The sequence below is a fragment of the Pseudoalteromonas ulvae UL12 genome, from assembly GCF_014925405.1.
Taxonomy (GTDB): Bacteria; Pseudomonadota; Gammaproteobacteria; order Enterobacterales; family Alteromonadaceae; genus Pseudoalteromonas; species Pseudoalteromonas ulvae.
Map to the genome: position 1 here is coordinate 482,200 of NZ_AQHJ01000035.1, position 26,183 is coordinate 508,382.

Consider the following 26,183-nt stretch of genomic DNA (forward strand, 5'->3'; position numbering starts at 1 on the left):
CCTGTTATAGATGGATTAATAAAAATTTAACTGGTCGCTAGCTTATCATGTTGAGCACGAAGATCACTGTTTTGTGGTAATTGATCATGCAGCTCGCTGACTTTTTGTTCTGTTAGGGTATAACGGGTCATAATGAGTGCAACCAACACTGAACCGAGTGCGGGATATAAAGTAAATGATAAAACGATCCCATCTAAGGTGGCTGTGGTTTGGCTGCTATCAGGTTGATAATCGTACCAAGCTAATAACCAACCGGCGCAGGCTCCGCCAATTGCGACGCCGAGTTTGATGAAAAATATCACCCCCGAGTAGACCAAACCTGTGACTCGCTGGCCGGTTTTAAATTCGCCATAATCGATAGTGTCGGCCATTTTTGCCCACAGTAATGGCGTGGCCATGTCTAAGAAAAATTTCCATAAAATAAAGGCTAGAAATGCCAGTGCAATTTGATGAGATTGTACAAAATACGCAAATGCACACATGACAGCTGCGATACTCTGCAGCCAAATGTACGCTTTGATTTTACAGACGCGCTTAGCCAATGGTTGTGCCAGTGCACAACCGAGCATGCTGGCCAATACTCCGGCGGTCATAAAGGCAGTGATTAAATCTTCGCGACCGAGGAAGTATTTGACGTAATAGACCGCTAAACTAAATTTTAACACTTGTCCGGTCAGTAAAAATAATGCCGCGATGCACAGAATACGCCATTGATCGTTTTGCCACAGTGCCGCGATGCCCGCTTTAAATTTTATTGGTGTATCAGGGGCCGCAATCCGCTCTTTGGTGCCTAAAAAACACAATAAAAAAAGCACCAAGCCAAGTGTGCTCATCACCACCATGGTAATTTGATACCCTTTGGCATTATCCCCTTGTCCAAAATAGGCCACCATCGGCATAGTGCAGGCGGCAACAATCACACCTCCGAGCATGCCAAAAACAAAGCGATATGCTTGCACACTAACACGCTCTGACTTATTTGCGGTCAATACCCCCCCTAAGGCGCAATATGGAATATTAATAGCGGTATAGGCAAGCATCAATAAGGTATAGGTAACAAAGGCATAAATGATTTTACTATTGCCTGTAAAATCAGGTGTGCTAAACGCTAAAATACTTATTAGCGCAAAGGGTAGCGCTAGCCAAAGCAAGTAAGGCCGAAATTGCCCCCATTTTGAATGGGTTTTATCCGCTAATGCACCCATAAGCGGATCGGTAATGGCGTCAACAACCCGCACGACCAAAAACAAGACCCCCACCACAGCGGGCGACAAGCCGACTACGTCGGTATAAAACAGCAATAAAAACATCATGACTGTTTGAAAAATGATGTTGCTGGCGGTGTCTCCCAGCCCATAAGCTATTTTTTCTTTTTTTGTCAGCATGTTGGCTGTCACCTTATTGATAGTTCTTTTGAGTTTAGACGCGTTGCTTGATTAACTCTTGATATGCATGGCCGCTGGCTTTGATGGTTCGAGTCTGTGTTGTGTAGTCGACATAAACAATGCCAAAGCGTTTTAAATATCCTTCGGCCCATTCAAAATTATCCATCAAACTCCAAGCAAAATATCCTTTAATATTAACGCCATGTGTGATGGCACTCTCTACAGCATTAAGGTGAGACTGATAATAGTCAATACGGTCGCTATCATTAATTTCACCATTGATCAGTTTATCGGGCATAGCTGCGCCATTTTCAGTGATATAAATCGGTGGCAGTGGGTAGCGATTATGTAATGAGATCAGCAAATGACTAAATGCTTCAGGGTAAATCTGCCATCCCATATCGGTGAGAGGCGGCTGCGCTGGGAGCTCTTTAAAAACATGCTGTTTATCAGCTTGGTACACGGCGCGGGTATAATAATTGATACCAATAAAATCAAGTGGCTGATTTATTATGGCCATGTCTCCTGGTTGAATAACAGGTAGGTGATCATTTGCCAACTGATTGATTATATCTGGATATTGACCCTCCATAATCGGCTGAATATACCAGTGGTTAAAATACTCATCGGCAAAATGTGCCGCATGGATATCTTCGGGAATGTTTGTTGCAGGGTAAGCCGGAGTAAAGTTAAGCACGATACCGTTTTGGCTGTTAGGGCTGTTTTTTTGCAGGGCCAGCATGGCCAAACCATGTGCTAACAGTAAGTGATGAGCTGCTTTTTTACCGTATTGTTTTCCTTTTATGCCGGGGGCGTGAATGCCAATTTCATAACCTAAATAGGCGCTACAAAAGGGTTCGTTAAGTGTGGCATAGCTAGTGACTCGCCCTGCGAATGCCTGACTGATCAGATCGGCATAATGCGCAAAGTGATACGCTGTTTCTCGATTGAGCCAACCCCCTTGGTCTTCTAAGTATTGTGGAAGATCCCAGTGATAGAGCGTCACAAAAGCTTGAATGCCTCGTTCATTTAGGCAATTTAATATTCGAATATAAAAATCGACCCCTAGTTGATTTAAGCTGCCGTCTTCATTGATTACTCGGGTCCAAGAAATTGAAAAACGATAGGCATCTACGCCAAGCTCACTAATAAGGTCGAGATCTTGCTGCCATTGATGATAGTGATCACAGGCGACAAGCCCATCGGAACCGTCAGCAATGTTATCTGGCTGGGCGCAAAAGGTATCCCAAATATTGGTCAATCTGAATTCTGCAGCGCCTTCAATTTGAAATGCCGCAGTGGCTACACCATAAGTAAATGCTTTTGTATTCATGGCAGAACCATGGGGCAGAGTGAGTTTCTTCATCAGTCAAGAATACCTGTAATCAATTATTTTATTTTGTAAGCGCTTACAAAATGCCTTGTGTTATTGGTATTTTGCCATTAGATTTAAAAGCTAAATGAAAGCGCTTACATTTGAGGTTAGTGCTTTATAAATTAAATATCAACTGAATTTGTGTAATTACTTTTACAACAAATCAAGCATATATTCAGTTGATCTCACTGACGCTAAGAGGCTTTATTATGGCTAATACTTTGTCGCCCATGCCCGCACACGCTCATTCTGAGCAAGCACCTAATTACACGTTTGCGCTGACATCATTGACGACGCTTTTTTTTATGTGGGGATTTATTACCTGTTTAAATGACATTTTGATCCCCCATTTGAAAGGGGTATTTGATCTGAGTTACAGCCAAGCGATGCTGGTGCAATTTTGTTTTTTTGGTGCTTACTTTCTTGTATCAGTGCCATCTGGGTATTTGATTAAACGAGTAGGTTACCAAAAGGGCATTGTTTTAGGATTAGTGATTGCTGCTATTGGCTGTGCTTTGTTTTATCCGGCTGCGGCAGTTTTTAGTTATCCGGTATTTTTATTTGCTTTATTTGTACTTGCATCAGGGGTGACGTTATTGCAAGTGTCGGCAAATCCGTATGTGAGTAATCTAGGGCCGGCTAAAACAGCATCAGCACGCTTAAATTTGACGCAAGCATTTAATTCGCTAGGTACCACAGTGGCCCCTTTTTTTGGCGCATTATTGATTTTAGATCAAGCGAGCCAAGCACTCAGCAGCGCACAATCTGCGGATGTTGTGAAGTTGCCTTATTTGCTGCTTGCATCAGCGTTATTAGTTTTGGCGGCTATTTTTGCATGGTTGAAACTACCGGATTTACAGCAACAAACTGATCCCGATCCCGTCAGTGTCACTGATTCAACCGTTTGGCAGCATCGCCATTTAGTACTCGGTGTGGGAGCTATTTTTCTGTATGTGGGCGCTGAGGTAGCAATTGGTAGTTTCTTGGTCAGTTTTTTGAGCTTAGAGACCATTGCCAGCTTATCTGAACATCAGGCCGCTCAGTATATTGCTTATTACTGGGGAGGTGCGATGGTTGGGCGTTTTATTGGTGCTGGTTTATTGCATAAAATTGATGCAGGTAAAATGCTGGCCTTTAACGCTATCATGGCGGTGGCATTATTAGTGGTGACCTTGTTGGCATCGGGTGCATTGGCCATGTGGGCGATTTTATTGGTTGGTTTATGTAATTCAATTATGTTCCCAACTATTTTTAGCCTGGCTATTAATCAATTAAAGCACCATACCAGTCAGGGTTCAGGGTTGTTGTGTTTAGCGATTGTAGGTGGTGCAATTGTGCCACTATTGCAAGGGGTGCTAGCGGATCAGTTTGGGGTGCAGCTCTCCTTTGCCTTGCCAGTGATTTGTTATTTATACATCGCGTATTATGGTGTGTTTGGCAGCCGTGTCGTATCAAAAGTTTAGATAGAATAGGAAATTATACGTATGAATAAATCTATTTCACCGTGGATGCCTGCATTACTTGTAGGTGGCTTAAGTGCGCTGTCTTTGGGTTGTCAGCCCACCGCTTCAGATGTCGCCAAAAATACCGATGCGGCCCCAGTTCAAGGTGACTTAACGATTTGGCCGCAGTTGGATATTGCAGTTAAACCGGATCCTATTATCGAAGATAAAGTTGCGACACTGTTGGCATCAATGACGCTGAAACAGAAAATAGCCCAAATGATTCAGCCTGAAATACGTGATATCACCATTGAAGATATGCGCGAATATGGGTTTGGTTCGTATCTCAATGGCGGTGGGGCGTTTCCCAATAATAACAAACATGCAACGCCACAAGATTGGATTAAATTGGCGGATGATTTGTACCAAGCATCGATTGATGACTCCCTGGATGGCAGCGCGATCCCGACTATGTGGGGTACAGATGCGGTACATGGCCATAATAATGTCATTGGCGCGACGTTATTTCCTCATAATATCGGTTTGGGGGCGGCGAATAACCCGCAATTAATTGAAAAGATAGCCGAAGTGACGGCAACCGAAGTCATGGTAACGGGCATTGATTGGGTGTTTGCACCTACTGTAGCTGTGGTGCGAGATGACCGCTGGGGACGGACGTATGAAGGTTATTCAGAAGATCCCGCGATTGTTCGTGATTATGCTGCTGCAATCGTTAAAGGTTTACAGGGCCATGCTGACGGTGACTTTTTGTCTGATAAACGGGTGATCAGTACTGTGAAACATTTTATTGGCGATGGTGGCACTGAAGGAGGCGATGATCAAGGCAATACTCTGGTTGATGAGCAAACCTTGTTTGATATTCATGCCCAAGGGTATGTCGGAGGACTCAGCGCAGGTGCACAATCTGTTATGGCTTCCTTTAATAGTTGGCATGGTAAAAAAAATCATGGCAATGAATACCTGATGACGCAGGTGTTAAAAAATAAAATGGGATTTGATGGATTTGTTGTGGGTGATTGGAATGGTCATGGCCAAGTGGCGGGTTGTTCAAATGAGAGTTGTCCGCAAGCGATAAATGCCGGTTTGGATATTTTTATGGTGCCGACACAAGCTTGGAAGCCGTTGTTTCATAATACATTAGCGCAGGTAGAAGCTGGTGAGATAGCCATGAGTCGCATTGATGATGCGGTGAGTCGTATTTTACGTGTTAAGTTTCGTGCGGGTTTATTTGATAAACCAAGCCCAGCAAAACGTGTTTACTCAGGAAAAACCGCCTTAATTGGTGCGGATGAACATCGTTCTGTGGCTAAACAAGCCGTTCGTGAATCTTTAGTGTTATTAAAAAACAAACAGCAGCTGCTGCCACTTGCGCCTAATCAGCGCATTCTGATGGCCGGTGATGGCGCTGATAATATTGGCAAGCAGTCTGGTGGTTGGACGATTTCGTGGCAAGGGACCGGAAATACCAATGCTGATTTTCCTGGTGGCAGCTCTATTTATGATGGTTTCAAACAGCAAGTCGAGCAGGCGGGCGGCCAAGTGGAGCTCAGTGTCGATGGTCAGTATCAGCAGCGCCCAGATGTTGCAATTGTGGTGTTTGGTGAAGAGCCTTATGCAGAAGGAAATGGTGATTTAGATAACTTGGAATATCAACGAGGAAGCAAACGTGATCTTGCGTTACTCCAACACTTAAAATCGCAGGGAATTCCTGTGGTGTCTATTTTTATTAGTGGGCGACCTTTGTGGGTTAATGCAGAGCTCAATGCGTCTGATGCGTTTGTAGCAGCTTGGTTACTGGGTAGCGAAGGAGATGCCGTCGCCGATGTGTTACTTCGTTCAGCCACAGGTGAAATACAACATGATTTTAAAGGTAAGTTGTCTTTTTCATGGCCCAAAACAGAGTTGCAAGCAACAGTAAATAAACATGATGGGCAAGTGCCTTTGTTACCTTATGGCTTTGGTCTAGCTTATGGGGATCGTAATGTACTGGATGATAACTTAAATGAACAAAGTCAGGCGATTAGTAGCAATAATCAACCTTTGGTGTTATTCGATAAATCGGTAAAAGCACCGTGGCGAATGAGCTTATTTGATCAGCAAGGCATGAAAGCTGTTGCCAGTAGTATTGAACGTAACCAAGCACTTGAAATTAAGTCAATTGATGATGAAATTCAAGAAGATGCGCGTTTAGTCACGTTTACCGGTGAGCAAACTGGCCGAGTTGAAATTCATGATAATTTTCCGTTTGATTTACGGGGATTTGATGAATCGCATAGCGCGTTGACAATGTTAATGCGCGTGTCGCAGCCATTTAATGCACCGATAGCATTGACTATGCGTTGTGGATCTCCTTGCTCTGTGGCAGTCGACATTGCGGATACACTTAATCAAAACGTTGGTAAAGGTTGGCAGAGCATCAGTGTTGATTTAGCGTGCTTTAAACAGCAAGGTGCGACCATGAACAAGATTTTTGCACCCTTTGCCTTACAAAGTGCTCAGCCTGGCAGTGTCGAGTTCAAGCATGTTGCAATTGTACCTGAACACGCCAAAACGGCGACGATTTCATGTCAGTAGGGAAGTAAAATAGACGTTATTGATTAAACAGCCCGTAGTGATCATTGACGGGCTTTTTTATCGGTACATTTGTTTATTTACAGAGGCCTACTTTATTGGCATGATGGCAACTGAAATTTTATAGGTTGTTGTTATGAATGAACTTATTGCTTTTTTAATTTTGTTAGTGTTGTTTTCTGTTGTGTGTATAGCCCGCCTGCGATTATTGGCTGTTAAAATGAGTCGGTATATTGAGCACGCTTATCCAGATGATTGGCAGCGATTTTTATCGACGCGTCATGATCAGGCATCACAGAATAAGTGGGCAAGGGTGGCTGCTATGGAAGCGGTGCGTTCTGGGCAGTTTGATCAAGCTCACGATAACGAATTTGTAGCAAATAAAACGCAGATAAAGCGCGCGCAGTTAGGGCTTTTTATATCCCCTTTTCTGGCTTTTTTGCTTAGTGCATTTGGCTATTTTTTCCTTGTTTAAACGGCTATCACGGATGTGCTTGGTTTAGCCGAAATCAAAGAATAAAAATCAAACAGTAGATAAGGGGAGAGAACACGCTAAACGGTTCTTTCCCTTGTTTCTTGTCTGTTTTTATTTACTGAATTGCCAGTAATTCAACATCAAAAATAAGCAAAGAAGCCGCGGGGATTTTACCGACACTGCGTGCACCATAAGCAAGTTTATGTGGAATAAATAAGCGCATTTTATCCCCTTCACTCATCAATTGTAATCCTTCAGTCCAGCCCGGGATGACTTGGTTAAGACCAAAGCTGATTGGCTCACCCCGATCAACTGAGCTATCAAAGACAGTGCCATCAATTAACGTACCATGATAATGGACTTTCACTTTATTCGAGGCACTGGGTTTGTGTGTGCCTTCGCCAGCTTTTAGTAGCAGGTATTGTAAGCCTGAAGGTGTTTCCATCACTCCTTCTTGTTCACGGTTTTCGGCTAAAAAACGTTGCTCTTTTACAATGTTTTCGGCAGCTTGCTCTTTGTTTTGTTGAGAGTTTTTAAAAAATAAAATGCACATTACGACAATAATGGCGATCAAGATGTAATTAACCATAAATACTCTTTGTGTTGATTGAGATGACGTTATAGTAAGTGATTGTATCGGTTGCGTCATGGTTTTACGACCAGTGACGCATAACAGATGATTAATTGTGAATAGCGGGTGGCACACACCGTAGATATTGAGGCGGGATAGGGAGTTGAGCGCTCAGTTCTGCGGCGGCGTGCCAAGGCCAGCGTGGTTGGTAAATAAGGGCGCGAGCTAACGCGACTGCATCGGCTTGTTGGTCTTTTATGATTGTTTCAGCTTGTGTTGGCTCGGTAATTAAACCTACCGCAATCACGGGGGTGGCGACATGGGCTTTAATGGCGCTGGCAAAAGGCACTTGAAATAAAGGTGCGGCGGGAATATTTTGCGCCGGACTTAATCCGCCTGTTGAGACATGAATGAAATCACAGCCTCGGCTTTCTAAGGCTTTGCTTAAATAGAGGCTTTGCGCCAGATCCCAGCCCCCTTCAACCCAATCAGTTGCAGAAAGCCTGACACCAACCGCCAATGTTTTGCCAACTTGCTGTTTAACTGCATCAAATACATCGAGCAATAATCGACAGCGATTTGCTAAACTTCCCCCGTACTGATCATCCCGTTGATTACTCAAGGGCGACAAGAATTGGTGTAATAAATAGCCAGGTGCGGCATGCAGTTCAATACCATTTAAGCCGATATCAGCGGCTCGTTGGCTTGCAGAAACGGTATCTAGAATAAACTGCTCGATATCTTGCCCTGTCATTGCCGTCGGAGTTTGAAAGTCTGGGCTATACGCGAGCGCTGAACTGGAAAGAACAGGCCAACCGCGTGGATCGTTTGCATCGCGGGCCCCATATTTGAGCCAAGGTGCTCGGGTTGACGCCTTTCGCCCTGCATGAGCCAGTTGAATAAATATCGGCATATTACTGCATGCTCGACCCGCCCTTAATTGCTGTTCGATACTGTTTGCACAGTCATCATGCCAAATACCTAAGTCGAGGTCGCTGATCCGCCCTTCAGGACTCACTGCAGTGGCTTCTAAAATACATAGCCCAGCACCTGATTGGAGCAATTGACACCAATGATTGGTATGCCAAGCAGTAGCCAGCCCATTTTCGGCGCTGTATTGGCACATGGGGGCAATAATAATGCGGTTGCTCAGAGTGATAGGCCCAAGGGCTAAAGGAGAGAACAATTGGCTCATTTTTTTCTTCTATTGATTCTATTTGATTTCAAGAGGATTCATACGGTTATGACTCCTCATGTAGTTCAGTCTGTAATGGCTGTTATTGTAAAGGTAATTGATTAATATCAGCAATCGCTTGTCTGGGCCCTAAATGGCGAGTTAGAAACTCCAAAGTTTGTGATGCGGTCGTTCTAAATGTCGTGAGTTTACCGCCGTAAATGTTCATTAATTTGGGGTGGTTTCTTGGGCTGTGCATCAAGGTGTCTCGGGCTCGCGAGAATGCTTGGCCTTGTTGTTTAGGGAGCACTCGAACACCGCAAAAAGTCTCGAGTATCTGTGTTGTTAGTTGTTCTTCATTCCCCGCCTCGGGGAAGTAATGATGATAGATTGCCAACAAGTATGCTTGTTCTGAATCGGTGATACTTGGGCGCTTGGCTAACGTTGTTAAGGTGGTTTCTGTGGTGCCGATCAGTGTTTTCCCGTACCACGGCATGACAAAAATAACCCGCTCATCGAGGTGTGACTCTAAATATAAAATGCCAGTGGGCTCTGGAATATCAAGCAATATGTGAGCCCCTTGCACCCAGTCAATATCTTCACTTAATGCAGAAGGGATGACATTGCCAAGAACATGATTGACCCAAGGGCCAGCTGCATTAATGACTACTTTAGCCTGAGTGTGATGTGTCTCACCTTGTTGTTGATACTCGACATGATAACCATGAAAATTTTGGGTAATGGTTTGGCATTGTGCATGGTGTTGAATATCGGCTCCTAAAAATGTGGCGCTTCGGGCCACGGCTTGTGTGAGCAATGTGTCGTCGGTTTGTGCATCCCAATACTGAAAAACGGCGACTAAATCTGTGGTGGTCAGCCCTGTAAGTTGTGACCATTGCGAACGAGGGAGAGTGCGAAAGCGGCCTAATTTGTTAAAAAGGCTTAATAATGCATAAAGGCTCAAACCTAGGCGAACCAGCCAAGCGGGCCGTTGGCTGGTTTTATATACGGGAATATAAAAGGGAACTGGTTTGACTAAATCAGGGGCAAGATGAAGTAAGGCTGCACGTTCTTTCAGCGCTTTATAGACTAAATGAAACTGACCTGTTTCGAGGTAACGTAGACCACCATGAATCAGTTTGCTTGAATTGGCTGAGGTTTGCCTGCCAATGTCACCTTGTTCAAGTAGTTGCACATTATAGCCTTGTGCGCGAGCCATTTGTGCGATACCAACGCCTGTGATCCCACCACCGATAATAAGTATTTCTACATTTTTAGCCGCCATTTCGCACCTTTTTTCTTTTTAACATAGCATAAATAATCAGCAACCACCTTGTGTTAATTTGCTCAGTTCTCATGATGTCGGACGTCAATTGACGAAATTTTACGATTTAAACTCGACCGAATAAGTAATGAGACTTATACTGTTTAAATATACAGTGTTTTAGGTGGTGTTATGCGTGTTATTCCTATTCTTATTGAAGCGGGTATCACAGGTTTTGAGTCGCCAGCGGCAGAATATAAAGAGCTTGGGTTGTCATTAGATCAATTATTGATCACTCACCCGAATGCGACGTTTATCGGTTTGGCATCGGGACATTCAATGCAAGATATTGGCATTTTCGATCGCGATTTGCTGATTGTTGACAGGGCTGAACCCGTTAACCAAGGGGATGTGATCGTCGCTAACTTTAATGGCTGCTTTGTGTGTAAAATTATCGATAAAGTGAATCGTCAGTTGTTGTCCGCATCCAATGCTTTTCCTCCTGTGTTACTGACTAGTAATGATGAGTTCCAAATTGAAGGTGTGGTTACACGTTCTATCCGCATTCACAAAGCAACGCGGGAGTTATTGGCATGTTTGCGTTAGTGGACGCTGTGGCCTTTTATGCCAGTGCTGAAAAAGTGTTTGATCCGAGCCTACGTAAAAAACCGGTCGTGGTATTAACCAATAACGATGGCTGTATTTGTGCGGTGTGCCCGATTGCCCGACAACTTAATATACCTAAATTTTTACCATACTTTCAGGTTAAGGATTATTTGGCGCAGCATCAGGTGGTGATTCGCTCATCAAACTACGAGCTGTATGCCGATTTAAGTGAGCGGATGATGAATGTGATAGCTGAATTTGGTGATGACCATCATGTGTATTCGATTGATGAAGCTTTTTTACAGTTTAGTGGTTACCAATATTGCATCAAAGATTGGATGGAATATGGTCAGCGTATTCGCCAGCGCGTGTGGCGTGAAACAAAGCTGCCTGTGGGGGTCGGTTTTGGTTCAACAGCGACGCTCGCGAAAGCGGCCAATCATGCAGCAAAAAAGCTGAGCGGATTTACTGGTGTCGCCATCATTAATACTGAGAGTAACCGCAAAGCTATTTTAACTCGTATGGCGGTGACTGATGTCTGGGGGGTAGGGCGTAGATTAGGTAAGCGATTGAACTTAATAGGAATTGATAATGCATGGCAATTAGCACAGCAACCCTCAAAACGGATGCGACAACAGTTTGGTGTAGTGATGGAGCGGGTGGTCGCAGAGCTCAATGGTGAAGCTTGTTTAGAGTGGGATGAAGTACCGCAGATCAAAAAAGAAATTTTCTCGACCCGCAGTTTTGGTGAGCGGATAAACGATTATCAAGCATTACGATCTGCATTAATGAATCATGGGGCGACAGTAGCAAGAAAACTGCGAAAACAGCGGTCATTAGCAAAGCAGTTATTGATATTTGCGAGCAGCTCTGTACATCAAGAGCCGTATTATAAAAAAAGTTTGGTCCATCAATTTACTGTAGCAACGGCCAATACTCAGACTTTCGCAGAGGCAATTGAACGTGCACTAACGGTGATATATCAGCCGAATGTTCAGTTTTATAAATGTGGGATCGGGGCGATTGAATTAATGAGCGGGCAGTTTTATCAAGGTGATTTGTTTAATCAGCATGATGAAAATGAACCTTTAATGCGTTGTATTGATGGAATTAACCAACGTTTTGGTCAAGATACTTTGTACAGTGCATCACAACAGATGCGAACAAATTGGCATATGAAACGCGCTTTTTTATCACCTCACTATACAACTCGTTGGCAAGATGTGCCGAAAATTCAATGTTAACAGCATCACGTGCTCAGACAGCCGTCTATACTTAAGTATTATGTGTGATTGGATACTGAATATGCGCATCTTCTTTGTGTGTGGGCTACTGATGTGCAGTGTGGCACTGAATGCATCACAAATACCATTAGCTCAACAAGTTCATGAAATTACATGGATGACCGAAGATTACCCACCTTACAACTATCTTGAAAATGGACACATAACAGGGGTCACGATCGATAAATTATTGGCTATGTTTGCCTATATGAATATTAACTTTTCACGTGATGATATTGATATTTACCCGTGGCCACGTGCTTACCGATATTTAGAGGATAAGCCCAAAAGATGTTTATTTTCTATGACTTACACCAAAGAAAGAGCGAGAAAATTTTACTTTATTGGGCCAATTGTGACTAACCGAATCTCACTCATTGCCCTCGATGATGGAAGGTATGAGCAATTGCCTGCAGCACAATTAAAAATAGGTGTGGTACGGGATGATATCGGTCATATTCTGTTGCGTGAACAAGGAGTAAGTGAGGATCATTTTGTCTTTTTAAGCACTGGATTTGAAATGGTGAAAATGCTATCGCTACAGCGAGTTGATGCGATTGCTTATGGAGAAAGCATTGCGCGTTTTCAGTTTAAACGTGCAGGCATCACCACATCAAAATATCATGTCGTAAAGGTGTTAAAAGAATCATATTTGGGCTTTGCGTGTAATAAAGCTGTCGACAAAAGCCTCATAGAAGCAATGCAACATGCATTAGAACACATCAATCAAACTCCAAAAAAGCCCGCAGTTTAGTCGGATTGACTTGGCTACACGATTACCGCAGGCTAATTTACCAAATAACGAATACAAAAGAGTGTTATTTGGCCTGTTGTAATAACCGGTCTAAATGGTTAGCAAAATTTTGTCTGTCTGTTTGGTTTAAAGGAGCCGGCCCGCCAGTTTGAATGCCACTTGCACGTAATGTGTCCATGAAGTCGCGAACATTTAACCGAGACTTGATGTTTTCAGTGGTAAAGAGCTCCCCGCGAGGGCTGAGCGCTGCCGCTCCTTTTGTAATGACTTCATCCGCTAACGGGATATCACTGGTGATGACTAAATCACCAGGCTGGCAACGCTTTACAATTTCGTTATCAGCGACATCGAATCCAGCACCGACTTGTAAGGTTTTAATATATAACGAAGGAGGAACTTTAAGTGCTTGATTTGCAACTAATGTGGTTTCACATTGTGTGCGAATTGCAGCGCGATATAAAATATCTTTGATCACAGTCGGACAAGCGTCAGCATCGACCCAAATTTTCATCATGCGTTTAAAGTGTGTAAAGGGAATTGATAGTAATGATCATGCGCTCTTGAGAAAAAATTGTAAAGAAATAACCGTTTGCGGATTAGGAATGCAAAGCAGTCGATTAATAAAACTACTGGTACAATGAGCAAATAGAAACCTTCATATTTTTGTAATATTATCAATAAGCAAGCGTGAATCTAGGGTTGGTTTTATTTGGGTACAAAGCAAAGGAATTTAATTTGGGATACCCTTTGACTGTTGAGTAAAGTTATATATAATGTGTCTTGTCTGAAAGTAAGTCTAGTATTTATGCACACCATTTTGATGTTTTATTTACAGTACCGATGTCCTGTTTTTAAAAAAGTAATGGCAGCACTTCCAGCCGAATTGTCTCAATAATGAGACTTTATTATTTTTGATTTAATAGGATAAGATTATGTCTACAACTACTACTGGTACAGTTAAATGGTTCAACGAGTCTAAAGGCTTTGGTTTCATCGAGCAAGAAAACGGTCCAGACGTTTTCGCTCACTTCCGTGCTATCACTGGTACTGGTTTCAAAACTCTTGTTGAAGGCCAAAAAGTACAGTTCAAAGTAACTCAAGGTCAAAAAGGTCCTCAAGCTGAGGAAATCGTAGTACTTTAATTAGTACTCGACTAAACCAATTTGGTTTAGACCTTCAGGCTTAATTGCTTGAACTAAAAAAGGCGATACTGAGAAGTATGGCCTTTTTTGTATTTCTCCCACAGTGAAAGAGGTTGTATGCTACAAATTACCGCGAATATTGTTATTGCAGAGTGGGAGTTAGAATTTTCGGCTATTCGAGCGCAAGGCGCGGGTGGTCAAAACGTAAATAAAGTATCAAGCGCCATTCATCTTAGGTTTGATATACAGCGATCATCGCTGCCTGCTTTTTATAAAGAACGTTTGCTTGCTTATTCGGACAGCCGGATCAGTAAAGAGGGCGTTGTGATTATTAAAGCGCAACAATATCGTGACCAAGCAAAAAATAAGCAAGACTCACTTGAACGGTTAAGGCTATTGATTAGCGAAGCGACCAAAGTTGAAAAAGTGCGACGCAATACAAAGCCGACTCGAAACTCGCAAAAAAGGCGTATGGATAAAAAAACACAAAAGAGCCATACAAAGGCTTTACGTGGTGCAATTCGTTTTTAAAACAATGGAATAAATCAGGAAAAAAAGAAGAAGTCTGTTAATCTTAATCATACAAAGAAATTTTTCATCGAGTCCCAGCTATGCTGGTGTTTATGTAGGGTGAGTTAGGCTGCGTGTTAGAAACAAAATCAATCATACCCCATCACCTCAGTAAAGCCATTATTTTAGGTTTGATAGGCGGGGGCGTTAACTTACTCCCATTTTACTTTTTATCGAGTACAGAGTTCCTATTTGGCCAAGCCTTTGCTCTATATGCCTTGCTAATTTACGGACCTCGATACGGCTTTATCGCTAGTTTAATTGCCGCTAATTTTTTATGGTTAAAGTGGGATCATGCTTGGCCAGGGATCCCATTTTTACTGGAAATTCTGTGGCTAACATATTTTAGTATAAAGCGTCGGCAGCCTTTACTCGGTTGGGGGATTGTCTTTTGGTTGGTGATTGGGCTGCCCATTTTAGCGTTAATAGGTTACTGGGTAAGAGAAATTCCCCCATTAGGCTTATTAACTGCCTTAGTGAAATATTTATTAAATGCGATAGTCTGTTTAGCTATAGCAGATGTTGTTGGTTTTTATTCCAAGCATTATTTTTCAAACTCTGAATTTAAAACGCCCTTAGTTCGCTTGTTACGCTATACCGTCAGCGTGTTAGTTGGCTTGTCACTCTTAGTAATCACGGTCATTTTGATTAACTACAATCACCAAAATGTAGAAACTCATGTTCGATCGCAACTCACGGTTAAAGCAAAAGATATAGCTTTAGGTGTTGAACGATATTTACATGAACATGCCACAGCCATCAATGTTCAGGCGCAAGCTGTAGTCGATGGCGTAAATACACAGCAAGCTATCAACAGCTTAGTACGATATTACCCTGCATTTTTAACTAGCTTAGCGACTGACCAGAAAGGAAAGTTGATTTCAGCTGCACCAGAAGCGTTTTTAGACAAGTTGGATGGACTCAATATGAGTGTCGCAGATCGTGATTACTACATCGAGGCATCTAAAAGTGACAATGTATTTGTATCCCATGCATTTGAAGGGCGAGGTTTTGGTAATGATCCAATCGTTGCTATTTCAAAAGGCGTCTATCATGAGGGGAAATTTCAAGGCGTTATAGAAGGATCGTTAAATTTAGAAGCCTTCGCATCATTTAAACCTCAGCTGTTTGATCATAGTGTGGAACTACTTGTGATTGATAGTCAAAATCAAGTGGTGTATCAATCACAAAACTTACATTATCAAGTACTCGATACACTGACAGATCAGACGTTAAGCGCCTTTATCAATACTGCGAGCAGTCCTGTCTTTATTGATAATCAAATGAATTCATACTACAGCACCATAGAGCCGACTGCGCATTATAATTGGCGTGTCGTACTGATGTTGAACAAATCACATATCGATATTCTGGCTGCTTGGTCATGGCTCAAAGCGATGTTAGTGATGACGCTAGTCACGTCATTGGTTGTCTTGTTCATTATGCGTTTAAGTCGATGGTTAGTATCACCCATAGAGTCATTAAGCAATCAGATGCATGGGTTTAACCCACAAGATTTGAGACCCGTAGTTACAGAAACGCAGCAAAGTTGGCAAGAAATTGATGCGCTGCATCAACAGTTTATACAAATGGCACGCAGTTTACATATTAGTTTTACTGAATTAGAAAAATCAAATAAAGAAAACGAACAGCTCAACGAAAAATTGAGCGAATTCAACCATGAATTAGCGATTGAAGTCGAAAAGAAAACCTTTGAATTAATGCAAAGTGTGCAATCAGCTGAGCAGGCAAATCAAGCAAAATCGATTTTTTTAGCCAATATGAGTCATGAAATCCGCACACCGATGAATGGCATTATTGGCATGATAAATATTATGCTAAAGAACCCTCAATTACCTGAAGATATATACGAAAAATTGACATTAACTCAGAATTCAGCCCAAGCATTAATGTTAATTTTAAACGATATTTTAGACTTTTCTAAAATTGAAGCAGGGCAACTTGAATTAGAAAATACACCTTTTCAATTAAGGCAAGTATTTAAAGATTCTGCCAATATGTTCCAAATCTCCTCGTTGCAACCTGGGGTTGAATTAAACGTCGAAGGGGTTGAGTCTTTACCAGAAAGGGTCGTGAGTGACTCTGTAAGGCTACGGCAAATTATCACTAACTTATTAACTAATGCCGGCAAATTTACAGCACAAGGTCAGGTAACCATTCGCGCCGAGTATGCCAACCAAGCTCTAACATTTAGTGTGAGTGATACAGGGATAGGCATTGCACAAGCAAAGCAAAGCCAATTGTTTAGTGAGTTTAGTCAGGCCGATGTATCTACTACGCGAGAGTATGGTGGCACAGGACTTGGCCTTGCAATTTGCTTGCGCTTAGCTCGGCTCTTTGGGGGAGATATCGCACTAGAGAGCCAAGAAGGAGTGGGAAGCTGTTTTACGGTGACATTACCGATGAAGCTAGCGGAAAATTCTTTAGCCACGGATCCAGCCAAAAGTAATGCTTTGAACTTAACTGGAAAAACATTGTTACTCGTTGAAGACAATCCAATTAATCAGCTTGTTGCCAGAACCATGTTACAAGCTGTCGGTGCGAATGTTGATTTGGCAGAAAATGGCGAGCAAGCATTAAGCATGCAAAAACACAGTCGTTATAAACTCATTTTAATGGATTGCCAAATGCCAGTGATGGATGGTTATACGGCAACCCAAGCGATGCGCTCAGATCCTGATATATACGGCGATCCGATTATTGTTGCCTTAACAGCCAATGCGTTTAAAGAAGATCAACAAGCATGTTTTGATGCTGGCATGAATGATTTCGTGAGTAAGCCTATAGAAGAGGGTGTTCTACATAAAGTGCTCAATAAGTGGCTTACTCAACAGAGCTGATTGCCAATTAAAAGGCATGAAAAAAGCCGCATCCTGCGGCTTTGGTTACAACTGTTAGAAGGTACAATAATTAATTATTAAATTGATTCTAGGCCAATTTTAACCATTTCATTGAATGTGTTTTGACGCTCTTCGGCTGGGGTTGCTTCACCCGTGATTACATGGTCACTGACAGTAAATAAAGCCATGGCTTTGACACCATACTCAGCAGCTACACCGTATAAACCGGCAGTTTCCATATCAACAGCGAGCACACCTAATTTATCTAAGTCAGCATAAAAAGTAGAGTCGGCTTGATAGAAAGTATCGGTCGTAAACACATTACCCACTTTAACATTCACACCTAGATTGCGGGCTGCATTGACGCCATTTTCAAGTAAACCGAAGTCGGCAATTGCAGCAAAGTCATAACCACGCACACGTGCACGGTTAACATTTGAATCTGTGCTAGCACCTTGAGCAAAGATCACATCACGGATTTTAATATCTGAACCGATACCGCCACATGTGCCAATACGAATAAGGTTTTTAACGTTATAGCTGCAAATTAATTCACGAGCGTAAATTGACATCGATGGGATCCCCATGCCCGATGCCATGATGCTGACAGGCTTACCTTTGTATGTACCAGTAAAACCGAACATATTGCGTACACCAGTCACTTGTTTGGCATCGTCAAGGAAGTTCTCTGCGATGTATTTTGCGCGTAATGGATCGCCAGGCATTAAAACTGTTTCGGCAAAATCGCCTAACGTTGCGTTGATGTGAGGAGTGCTCATAAACCTATCCTGTTAAATTGCTTTATTAAGTGATTGCGCGAAACTTTCGCCATATTCCATTGCAGGTAAGTCAAACCACTGGGCAAGGGTTTGGCCGATGTCTGCAAAACTGTTTCGTTCACCCAAGTCAATGGGAGACATGTTTTTTCTGTATGCCAAAACGGGCACGTATTCACGGGTATGATCGGTCCCTGGCCAGGTTGGATCGCAACCATGATCGGCAGTGATAATTAATAAATCATCCTCGCCTAATAAATTCAGTAATCTCGGTAAATACGCATCAAATTGCGCAAGGGCTTCGGCATAACCGACGGCATTGCGCCGATGGCCAAACTTTTCGTCAAAATCGACTAAGTTTGTAAATACAAGGCTGTTGGATGCCGCATGACTGAAGACCTCAGCTGTTTTGTCGAGTAAGTTAATTAACCCTGAAGCTTTATGTTTTTCAGTAATCCCCTGATGAGCATAAATATCTGAAATTTTACCTATGCTGATTACTTGCCCTCCAGCTTGTTTGAGCTTATCGAGCACGGTTGGCGCAGGAGGTAATACGGCGTAATCACGACGATTGCCCGTACGTGCAAACTCATTTGAACTTTCGCCTAAAAATGGGCGGGCAATCACACGGCCTATATTCATTTCATCGAGTAGCTCACGGGCAACTTCACACATTTCGTAGAGTTTTTCTAAACCAAAATGTGATTCATGTGCCGCAATTTGAAATACGGAATCGGTCGAGGTATAACAAATTGGCTTGCCTGTACGAATATGCTCTTCACCGAGTTGCTCTAAAATGGTGGTACCAGAGGCATGACAATTGCCCAAAATTCCTGGAATGTTAGTGCGTTTTATAAGTTCGTCGATAAAATCATCCGCAAAACAAGGCACTGTTTTTGGGAAATAACCCCAATCGAATAAGACTGGCCCCCCCGCCATTTCCCAATGGCCAGACGGTGTATCTTTACCTGTTGAAAGCTCTTTGGCATAACCAAAGGCTGCAATTGGCGCAGGCGCTGGCGCAGTTTGGCACACAGTGCCACTGGCGCGCTGGCAAGCTTCAATTAAACCAAGCTTGGCTAAGTTAGGTAAAGCAAGTTTTTGTCCAGTCTCACCATGATAAGCGGCAAGCAGGTGAGCAAAGGTGTTGGCACCTGTGTCGCCGAACAAATGTGCGTCAGGAGCGGCACCAATGCCTAAACTGTCCGCCATTAAAATTAATGCTCTTGCCATGCTTATCCTTAAAAGGGGTAAATTACGATTTGTTTGCTGCCAATAACTCAGTATAGCCAAAGTTTATTGCTTATCGATTGCAGCCAGAGTCTAGTCACTGGCTATAATCATTAGCGAAGGAAACCTTTGTCTGAAAGCTTCAATCACATTACTACTTTATGATTTTGTTGATTTTGTCGTACAGGACATTTGTCCTGTTTGTAAGAGGGCAAAAACGATAAATTTGCCGCTTTAAAATTGTCAATTGAGATTCTTTTTTTCTTTTTTGGTATTGTTTAGCTACTTTTTGTTAACTTCTCTTAGGTGTGAATACTTGTGACTCGAACTATTATAGCGATTGCTGGTGCATCAGCGTCTGGTAAATCACTGTTTAGCCAAACAATTTATAATGAATTGGTCAATGAGCTCGAACCTGGTGCGATTGCTATTATCGAAGAAGACGCCTACTACCGCGATCAATCTCATTTGCCATTTGCTCATCGTACACAAACCAATTACGACCATCCTGAAGCATTCGAACATGAATTGATGTTAACGCACCTCAATCAGTTGCGTCAGGGGCAAAGTGTTGAAGTGCCTATTTATGATTATGGTCAACACACGCGTAGTGATAAAACGCGCCGAGTATCGCCAGCCAAAATATTAATCGTTGAAGGTATTTTATTGTTATCTGATCCTAAACTATGCAACGAATTTAATATTAAGGTGTTTATTGATACGCCACTGGATATTTGTTTAATGCGTCGTATGAAACGAGACATGGAAGAGCGGGGCCGGAGCCTGCAATCTGTGATTGATCAGTATAAATCGACCGTTCGACCGATGTTTTATCAGTTTATCGAACCGTCAAAGCATAACTCAGACCTCGTGGTCACACGTGGTGGCAAAAACCGAGTCGCCATCGACATCATCAAAAGTAAAATAAAACAACTTTTACAACAATAATAATAGGTTTTTATAAATGACTACGTTCATGAGTTTAGTTGGTATTGTGTCGTTGCTGTTGGTCGCGTTTGCGGCTTCGACTAACCGAAAAGCAATCAGTATCAGAACTGTCGGTATTGCATTTGCCATGCAGTTTGTGATTGGTGGGTTTGTGTTATTTTTTGAAGCAGGCAAAAATGCACTGGTTGCTATGTCTGCGGCTGTGTCTTCGGTTATTGGTTATGCCAATGATGGAATTGGCTTTTTGTTTGGTTCATTAGCGAATCAAGAAACATTGGGCTTTGTTTTTGCGATTCAAGTACTTCCAGTCATCGTTTTCTTTTCTGCGCTTGTTGCGGTGCTCTACCATATCGGCATTATGGACTGGATTATTAAAATCTTAGGTGGTGCCTTACAAAAATTACTTAAAACATCACGCACAGAGTCGCTGTCAGCGACCGCTAATATTTTTGTTGGTCAAACCGAAGCGCCGCTTATCGTTAAGCCTTTTATCGCAACGATGACAAAATCAGAGTTATTTGCGGTCATGGTCGGTGGCCTTGCAACCGTTGCAGGTTCTGTGATGGCGGGTTATGTCATTATTGGTGTTGAGCTCAAGTATTTAATCGCTGCAAGTTTTATGGCTGCACCGGGTGGATTCTTAATGGCAAAAATGATGGTGCCTGAGACAGAATCACCAAAAGATACCTTAGCGGATATCGATGAAAATGAAGACAAGCCAGTGAATGTGATTGATGCTGCGGCATCAGGGGCGGCGAACGGGATGCATTTGGCATTGAACGTAGGTGCGATGTTACTCGCATTTGTTGCATTAATCGCTTTACTTAACGGATTGTTAGGTGGCATTGGTGGCTGGTTTGATCATCCAACTCTGACATTACAAGAAATTTTAGGTTATGTATTTGCACCAGTAGCATGGTTACTGGGTGTGCCGTGGAATGAAGCGATTATTGCGGGTAGTTTCATTGGCCAAAAATTAGTTGTAAATGAGTTTGTTGCTTATTTAGACTTCATTAATTATCGCGATACGTTAAGCGCCCATACACAAGCAATTATCACGTTTGCTCTGTGTGGTTTTGCGAACTTATCATCGATAGCAATACTACTAGGCGGATTAGGTGGCATGGCACCTAGTCGTCGCAAGGATATCGCCCGCCTAGGGCTCAGAGCGGTCATGGCAGGGTCTATGGCTAATCTGATGAGTGCCGCCATCGCCGGCTTTTTCCTATCACTAGGATAAGGTCAGCTATGTTAAGGACATTTAATGACAATTAGAACGATTCCAACATTAGATATATCGCGTTTTAACTCAGATAAAACGAATTTTGTTGCCGAGTTAGGCAAAGGGTACAGTGAGTTCGGCTTTTGTGGCATTGTTGGCCACGGTATTGATACAGATCTCGTCGCTAAAGCGTACGAAGCTATCCGTACTTTATTTGCGCTGCCACACGATGTGAAAGAGCAATACAGCGCCGTTAATATTGGCGGTGCTCGTGGTTATACTGGCCTTGGGATTGAAAAAGCAAAAGACAATCCACACCCAGATTTAAAAGAGTTTTGGCATGTCGGACGAGAGTTAGATACGGCATTGGATATTGAAGGACTGTATCCAAATGTATGGCCTGTTGAAGTGCCGCAGTTTAAAGCTGATGTCTATGCGTTGTATCAAGCACTCGATGAGCTTGGTCGTCAAGTATTATCCGCTTTAGCATTGTACTTAGGGCAAGAAGAACATTATTTTGACGATAAAATTGACCATGGTAATTCGATTTTACGTCCACTTCATTATCCACCTATTTTAGATGGAGAGACGCCAGCTGTCAGAGCAGGCGCACATGAAGATATAAACTTTATTACACTGCTTGTCGGTTCTGAGGAGGCTGGTTTGGAAGTCCTCACTCGTGATGGTGAGTATATCCCAGTAACAACAATCCCAGGCACGATTGTTGTAAATATCGGGGATATGCTGCAAAGGTTGACGAATAATGTGCTACCGTCAACAACCCATCGTGTGGTTAATCCACCGGGTGATGCGGCCAAACACAGCCGATTCTCAGTGCCGTTTTTCTTACACCCAAACCCAGAGTTTATGATTGAAACTTTGGATACGTGTGTGACTGAGGATAATCCTAATCGATATCCACAGCCAATTTCGTCAAATGATTATTTGACTGAACGCTTAATTGAGATTGGTTTAATTAAGTGATCCCGAAAGGGAATGTCTAAGTCTTAAGGGGTTAAGACCGACAAAAAATTTGAACGATACTAGAGCAAAGGGCCTTTTTAGGCCCTTTTTTTATGCCGCTTTATTGAGCCAACTGGATAAGTTTGTATGAAAAATGAATACAGTTCACACTGACTCTACAGGTTTAATTCGGTAGATTCTTCGACAGCTTTTTAGTTTTGTTCATCACACCATCGTAATAATTACCCATCAACATCTTATTTTCTTCTTTATATCGACGTAACTGAGCTTCGTATTGTTGATTTAGTTGGTTTGCTTTATCGAAATCATTTTTTAAGTGCATCAAATCAGCCGCTTGTTTATTAAACAAGGTATTGATTTTATGTTGTTGTTCCTCACTGATTTTAAGTGTTTGATGAAGATGTTGGTTGCGCTCACTTAAATCACGGCAATGATGGTGCAACACTTTGTGGCTCATCTGTAACTCTTCAAGTTGATTGGTTAACTCAATATTTTCTTGTTCGAGTTTCGTGAGTTCTGGGCTAGTTGAAGGGGTAATCTGCGCCTGTTCATTTAACAGTGTTTCTAATTTATTGTTACTGAGCTGCCATTGTTGCTCCACAATCTCAATATGCGCTTGTTGCATTTTTTGACGTTTGTTTAACTGTAAAATATGGTTGTTGAGCGCTTCAATTTGAGTGTTTTTATCATCCAATAAACGCTCAAATGCTGATTCAAGTTGCGGATCCATGCTAATGACTGAATCATGGGTGTGTGGTGCTTCACTACGGTTTAAAGGGGTTTCCATGGTAAATGCGGCTCATTTATAAACAATAACAGCACCTTACTTAACTTTTACTATGGGGAAATTGATTTAGATCAGGTTTAAATTTTTTCTAATTTGAGACAAGCGAAAGTTTGATCTAGTTCAAGGTTCACCTTGAAAACCTTAAATAAAACGTGAGGTTATAAATCATTTGTTATATGTAACCAACCCGTATAGAAAATTGATCCTGTCTTCAAAGGAGATGATTTCAAACATGCCTCAGCCCAGATAATGCCAAAATAGTACACACAGCGCCAAAATGGTGTAAATACACTATGCTTAAACCTCAGAGAATTCAGGATTAATAGGGAGTGAGGATGGCTAATTGGCAACTCGGGCAGATCAGCGCAATAAAATGGTGGACCAAAACATTATTTAGCTTAACGGTCAAAGCTGAAGTCGCGCCTTTTAAAGCTGGGCAATTTACCAAGTTAGCCCTAGATACTGATGGTAAACGTTTTGCTCGGGCATATTCTTACGTTAACGCGCCTGATGATCCAAATTTAGAATTTTACTTAGTTGATGTTGAACAAGGCAGCTTAAGTCCACTGCTATCAAAGTTAAAAGAGGGAGATAGCGTCTGGATCAATCCGCAGGCCAGTGGTTTTTTTACCCTTGATGAAGTGCCGCCAAGTAAACAGATTTGGTTGTTATCGACGGGTACCGCGATAGGGCCTTTTTTGTCTATGTTGCAAAGCACTCAAATATGGCAGCAATACCAGCAGGTTTATTTAGTGCATGGTGTCAGAAAAACAGAGGATTTAAGCTATCAATCGTTAATCACACAATTGCAACACGCACACCCTCAATTACAGTTTGTTAGTGTGGTATCTCAAGAAGAAAATAGTGCGGGACTTACAGGGCGAATTACCGAACGTTTAATTGATGGTACGTTAGCGCGTTATTTTACCACTTCAATGAATATAGAAGACAGTCAGTTTATGGTAGGTGGCAATCCAGAGATGGTAAAAGAGGTCTGCCAAATATTAACCGCTCAAGGTTATGCACGAAATCGTCGCCAACAACCGGGTCAGTTCACTGTAGAGCAATATTGGTAAAGACCGAATAAAGGCAGTGTCATCAGTTAACGGTATGATTGAGCCAATTTTTATACCAATGAACCATTTCATTACAGGGTTTTGGCCGGCAAATTAAATAGCCTTGCAATAAAATGGGGTCTTCGAATTCATTTTGCAGATATTCTAATTCGCTAAACTGCTCAATACCTTCAGCAACCAATGTAAAGTGTTGCTCTTTGGCAATTTGCTTAAGGGACTCAACAATAACTTGAGAAAACTTGTCTGACTGAATGTTTCTGATGAGGCTACAGTCAATCTTAATTTCTGTAAAAGGCAGCGTTCTCAGTTGCGTTAAGTTGGTAAAACCAGTGCCAAAATCATCCAAAGACATCAAATAGCCGCGCATTCTTAAACGGTTAAGCGTTTCTAACTGTGTGGTTGTTTTAAGTGCATACTCTTCGGTAATTTCAATAATAATATGCGCTGGGTTTAAACCGTGATGTTCACGTAACGAATCAAGCTGACTTGGGAAATCTAAGTTATCCAGTTGTGTTGGGGAGACATTGACCGCGATTTTTAACTGTGAACCAAAGCTTTTTGCTAGATGATGGTAATCTGCCATCGCCTTATCAAATAATTGAAATGAAAAAGAATCGATTAGACTGAATTTTTCTGCTGTGGGAATAAATGATTTGGGCTGGAGCATTAAATGGCTGTGATCATTGGCAATGCGGGCTAACACTTCGACACTTTCAACAAGGTTCGTTTTACTGCAAATCTTGGGCTGATAATAGGGGGTAATCATATTCTTTTTAATGGCATTGATGAGCTCTTGTTCAGTCATTTGACCTAAATCGAGCACTTTCTTATCAAGGAAGGCGTTTAATTTGCTTAAGATTAAATTGAGTTTTGCGCTGTCTATTGGTTTTGAAATATTGCCGATCAGATGTGTTTTGTTCTCTTTAGCTAACTCAGAGGCCAGTGCGATCACCTTTTTTTCCATCTCCGAAATAATCACCACACCACCAGTAAAACCTTGTTGCCCGAGTAAACGAATGAGCGTCATTCCATCCATATCCGGCATATTCAGATCCGTAAACACCGCTTGATAATAATTTAAATCTTTACTTATGCGCTCAAAGGCAAGGGTTGCATCGGTAAAAGTGTCAATATGTTGATAGCCTTGTTGTTTGAGGTGAGCTTCTAAGACAAGCAAAATGGCAGGGGAGTCATCAACAATTGCAAAGCGGTGGTTTAAGCTGTCCATCATGGCGTTCCTTTATCTGTCCGTATCTATAAAAGGTAGCTCTCTGGTTTGATATTGCTACTAAAAATGAAAAAAAGAGCTTCAGGAATAGAGCAAGATCAACAAAAGCTCGAAAAAGCGCAAAACATTGGCTTTTATTTTGAAGTCAAACGGGCTACCTTATAACTAACAATAAGAAAGGATCAGGTGCTAGTACTATGTTATTTAATGCAAAAATGGTAGATGAGTTAAATTTATTACTAAAATTCCCAGACAATAGCATGATGCAAGGTCTAAAAGTTCATAACGATGCAGAGCCTGCGGTGAAAGAAGCTGCACAGCGGTTATTTGATAAAGGTATCATTGACCAAGTTGATGGTGGGTACTTAACCGATTTAGGAATTGACTTAATTGAACATGCTCAAGTGTTGAAATTAGCGCTGGGTAAATAACAGACAA

The 26,183-nt window shown here is 42.1% G+C and carries 24 protein-coding genes; 14 read left to right on the forward strand and 10 right to left on the reverse strand.

The genetic code is table 11. The features are described from left to right. Positions 1-26 precede the first annotated feature (26 nt). Positions 27-1,385 (reverse strand): glycoside-pentoside-hexuronide (GPH):cation symporter, encoded by a 1,359-nt coding sequence (locus tag PULV_RS20215; RefSeq protein ID WP_193332479.1) that lies wholly within the window; start codon positions 1,383-1,385, stop codon positions 27-29. Between the two features lie 34 nt (positions 1,386-1,419). Continuing rightward, positions 1,420-2,751 carry a GH1 family beta-glucosidase gene (locus tag PULV_RS20220; protein ID WP_193332480.1) on the reverse strand — a complete coding sequence of 444 codons (1,332 nt, stop codon included), beginning with the start codon at positions 2,749-2,751 and terminating at the stop codon, positions 1,420-1,422. A gap of 218 nt (positions 2,752-2,969) precedes the next feature. Here PULV_RS20220 and PULV_RS20225 point away from each other — a divergent pair, with 218 nt between their 5' ends. The 3 genes from PULV_RS20225 (at position 2,970) to PULV_RS20235 (ending at position 7,269) form a co-directional block, all read left to right on the forward strand. After that, the gene (locus PULV_RS20225) at positions 2,970-4,223 is read left to right on the forward strand and encodes a sugar MFS transporter (protein WP_193332481.1); all 1,254 of its coding nucleotides are present in this window, start codon (positions 2,970-2,972) and stop codon (positions 4,221-4,223) included. Between the two features lie 21 nt (positions 4,224-4,244). Then, entirely contained in the window at positions 4,245-6,797 is a 2,553-nt protein-coding gene (locus tag PULV_RS20230; RefSeq protein ID WP_193332482.1) for a glycoside hydrolase family 3 protein, read from the forward strand. A gap of 133 nt (positions 6,798-6,930) precedes the next feature. Then, positions 6,931-7,269 (forward strand): hypothetical protein, encoded by a 339-nt coding sequence (locus PULV_RS20235; protein ID WP_086745550.1) that lies wholly within the window; start codon positions 6,931-6,933, stop codon positions 7,267-7,269. A gap of 115 nt (positions 7,270-7,384) precedes the next feature. Here PULV_RS20235 and PULV_RS20240 read toward each other — a convergent pair whose 3' ends face one another. The 3 genes from PULV_RS20240 to PULV_RS20250 form a co-directional block, all read right to left on the reverse strand. Continuing rightward, on the reverse strand, positions 7,385-7,858 hold the full coding sequence (locus tag PULV_RS20240) for an FKBP-type peptidyl-prolyl cis-trans isomerase (protein WP_193332483.1): 474 nt from the start codon (positions 7,856-7,858) through the stop codon (positions 7,385-7,387). A gap of 91 nt (positions 7,859-7,949) precedes the next feature. Beyond that, positions 7,950-9,035, reverse strand: coding sequence for an NADH:flavin oxidoreductase/NADH oxidase (locus tag PULV_RS20245; protein WP_193332484.1), 1,086 nt, complete (start codon positions 9,033-9,035; stop codon positions 7,950-7,952). Between the two features lie 82 nt (positions 9,036-9,117). Beyond that, positions 9,118-10,299: a glycerol-3-phosphate dehydrogenase/oxidase gene (locus tag PULV_RS20250; protein ID WP_193332485.1), complete on the reverse strand. Its 1,182-nt coding sequence runs from the start codon at positions 10,297-10,299 to the stop codon at positions 9,118-9,120. A gap of 171 nt (positions 10,300-10,470) precedes the next feature. Here PULV_RS20250 and PULV_RS20255 point away from each other — a divergent pair, with 171 nt between their 5' ends. The 3 genes from PULV_RS20255 (at position 10,471) to PULV_RS20265 (ending at position 12,921) form a co-directional block, all read left to right on the forward strand. Further along, positions 10,471-10,884 carry a S24 family peptidase gene (locus PULV_RS20255; RefSeq protein ID WP_193332486.1) on the forward strand — a complete coding sequence of 138 codons (414 nt, stop codon included), beginning with the start codon at positions 10,471-10,473 and terminating at the stop codon, positions 10,882-10,884. Then, entirely contained in the window at positions 10,872-12,128 is a 1,257-nt protein-coding gene (locus PULV_RS20260; protein ID WP_193332487.1) for a Y-family DNA polymerase, read from the forward strand. Before PULV_RS20255 ends, PULV_RS20260 begins: the two co-directional genes overlap by 13 nt. Positions 12,129-12,228: 100 nt before the next feature. After that, positions 12,229-12,921 (forward strand): substrate-binding periplasmic protein, encoded by a 693-nt coding sequence (locus PULV_RS20265; protein ID WP_193332488.1) that lies wholly within the window; start codon positions 12,229-12,231, stop codon positions 12,919-12,921. Positions 12,922-12,985: 64 nt separating this feature from the next. Here PULV_RS20265 and PULV_RS20270 read toward each other — a convergent pair whose 3' ends face one another. Continuing rightward, positions 12,986-13,432, reverse strand: coding sequence for a YaiI/YqxD family protein (locus PULV_RS20270; protein ID WP_193332928.1), 447 nt, complete (start codon positions 13,430-13,432; stop codon positions 12,986-12,988). A 421-nt stretch (positions 13,433-13,853) separates the two neighbouring features. Between PULV_RS20270 and PULV_RS20275 the strand changes: the two genes are divergently transcribed. From PULV_RS20275 to PULV_RS20285, 3 genes are all read left to right on the forward strand, one after another. Continuing rightward, positions 13,854-14,063 carry a cold-shock protein gene (locus tag PULV_RS20275; RefSeq protein ID WP_009836930.1) on the forward strand — a complete coding sequence of 70 codons (210 nt, stop codon included), beginning with the start codon at positions 13,854-13,856 and terminating at the stop codon, positions 14,061-14,063. 117 nt (positions 14,064-14,180) lie between these two features. Then, positions 14,181-14,594 carry an alternative ribosome rescue aminoacyl-tRNA hydrolase ArfB gene (gene arfB / locus PULV_RS20280; protein WP_193332489.1) on the forward strand — a complete coding sequence of 138 codons (414 nt, stop codon included), beginning with the start codon at positions 14,181-14,183 and terminating at the stop codon, positions 14,592-14,594. 113 nt (positions 14,595-14,707) lie between these two features. Beyond that, positions 14,708-17,494, forward strand: a complete 2,787-nt coding sequence (locus tag PULV_RS20285; RefSeq protein ID WP_193332490.1) for an ATP-binding protein — start codon at positions 14,708-14,710, stop codon at positions 17,492-17,494. Positions 17,495-17,571: 77 nt separating this feature from the next. Here PULV_RS20285 and deoD read toward each other — a convergent pair whose 3' ends face one another. Together deoD and PULV_RS20295 are read right to left on the reverse strand one after the other, a co-directional pair. Further along, complete coding sequence (gene deoD, locus PULV_RS20290) at positions 17,572-18,273, reverse strand: purine-nucleoside phosphorylase (RefSeq protein WP_193332491.1); 702 nt, start codon at positions 18,271-18,273, stop codon at positions 17,572-17,574. A 12-nt stretch (positions 18,274-18,285) separates the two neighbouring features. Next, positions 18,286-19,503 (reverse strand): phosphopentomutase, encoded by a 1,218-nt coding sequence (locus PULV_RS20295; protein ID WP_193332492.1) that lies wholly within the window; start codon positions 19,501-19,503, stop codon positions 18,286-18,288. A gap of 315 nt (positions 19,504-19,818) precedes the next feature. On the opposite strand from PULV_RS20295, the gene udk reads away from it, so the two are divergent. The 3 genes from udk to PULV_RS20310 are packed head-to-tail and all read left to right on the forward strand — an operon-like array spanning position 19,819 to position 22,654. Further along, positions 19,819-20,448 carry a uridine kinase gene (gene udk, locus PULV_RS20300; RefSeq protein WP_193332493.1) on the forward strand — a complete coding sequence of 210 codons (630 nt, stop codon included), beginning with the start codon at positions 19,819-19,821 and terminating at the stop codon, positions 20,446-20,448. A 16-nt stretch (positions 20,449-20,464) separates the two neighbouring features. Further along, positions 20,465-21,688, forward strand: coding sequence for a NupC/NupG family nucleoside CNT transporter (locus PULV_RS20305; RefSeq protein WP_193332494.1), 1,224 nt, complete (start codon positions 20,465-20,467; stop codon positions 21,686-21,688). 24 nt (positions 21,689-21,712) lie between these two features. Next, the gene (locus PULV_RS20310; protein WP_193332495.1) at positions 21,713-22,654 is read left to right on the forward strand and encodes an isopenicillin N synthase family dioxygenase; all 942 of its coding nucleotides are present in this window, start codon (positions 21,713-21,715) and stop codon (positions 22,652-22,654) included. Positions 22,655-22,817: 163 nt separating this feature from the next. Here the strand turns inward: PULV_RS20310 and PULV_RS20315 are convergent, their stop codons facing one another. Then, entirely contained in the window at positions 22,818-23,441 is a 624-nt protein-coding gene (locus PULV_RS20315) for a hypothetical protein (protein WP_193332496.1), read from the reverse strand. A 335-nt stretch (positions 23,442-23,776) separates the two neighbouring features. On the opposite strand from PULV_RS20315, the gene PULV_RS20320 reads away from it, so the two are divergent. After that, positions 23,777-24,517, forward strand: coding sequence for a ferredoxin--NADP reductase (locus tag PULV_RS20320; protein ID WP_193332497.1), 741 nt, complete (start codon positions 23,777-23,779; stop codon positions 24,515-24,517). 22 nt (positions 24,518-24,539) lie between these two features. On the opposite strand, the gene PULV_RS20325 is transcribed toward PULV_RS20320, so the two are convergent. Then, positions 24,540-25,748 (reverse strand): EAL domain-containing response regulator, encoded by a 1,209-nt coding sequence (locus PULV_RS20325; protein WP_227009445.1) that lies wholly within the window; start codon positions 25,746-25,748, stop codon positions 24,540-24,542. 194 nt (positions 25,749-25,942) lie between these two features. Here PULV_RS20325 and PULV_RS20330 point away from each other — a divergent pair, with 194 nt between their 5' ends. After that, entirely contained in the window at positions 25,943-26,176 is a 234-nt protein-coding gene (locus PULV_RS20330) for a TIGR02647 family protein (RefSeq protein ID WP_086745568.1), read from the forward strand. The last annotated feature ends 7 nt before the right edge of the window (positions 26,177-26,183 follow it).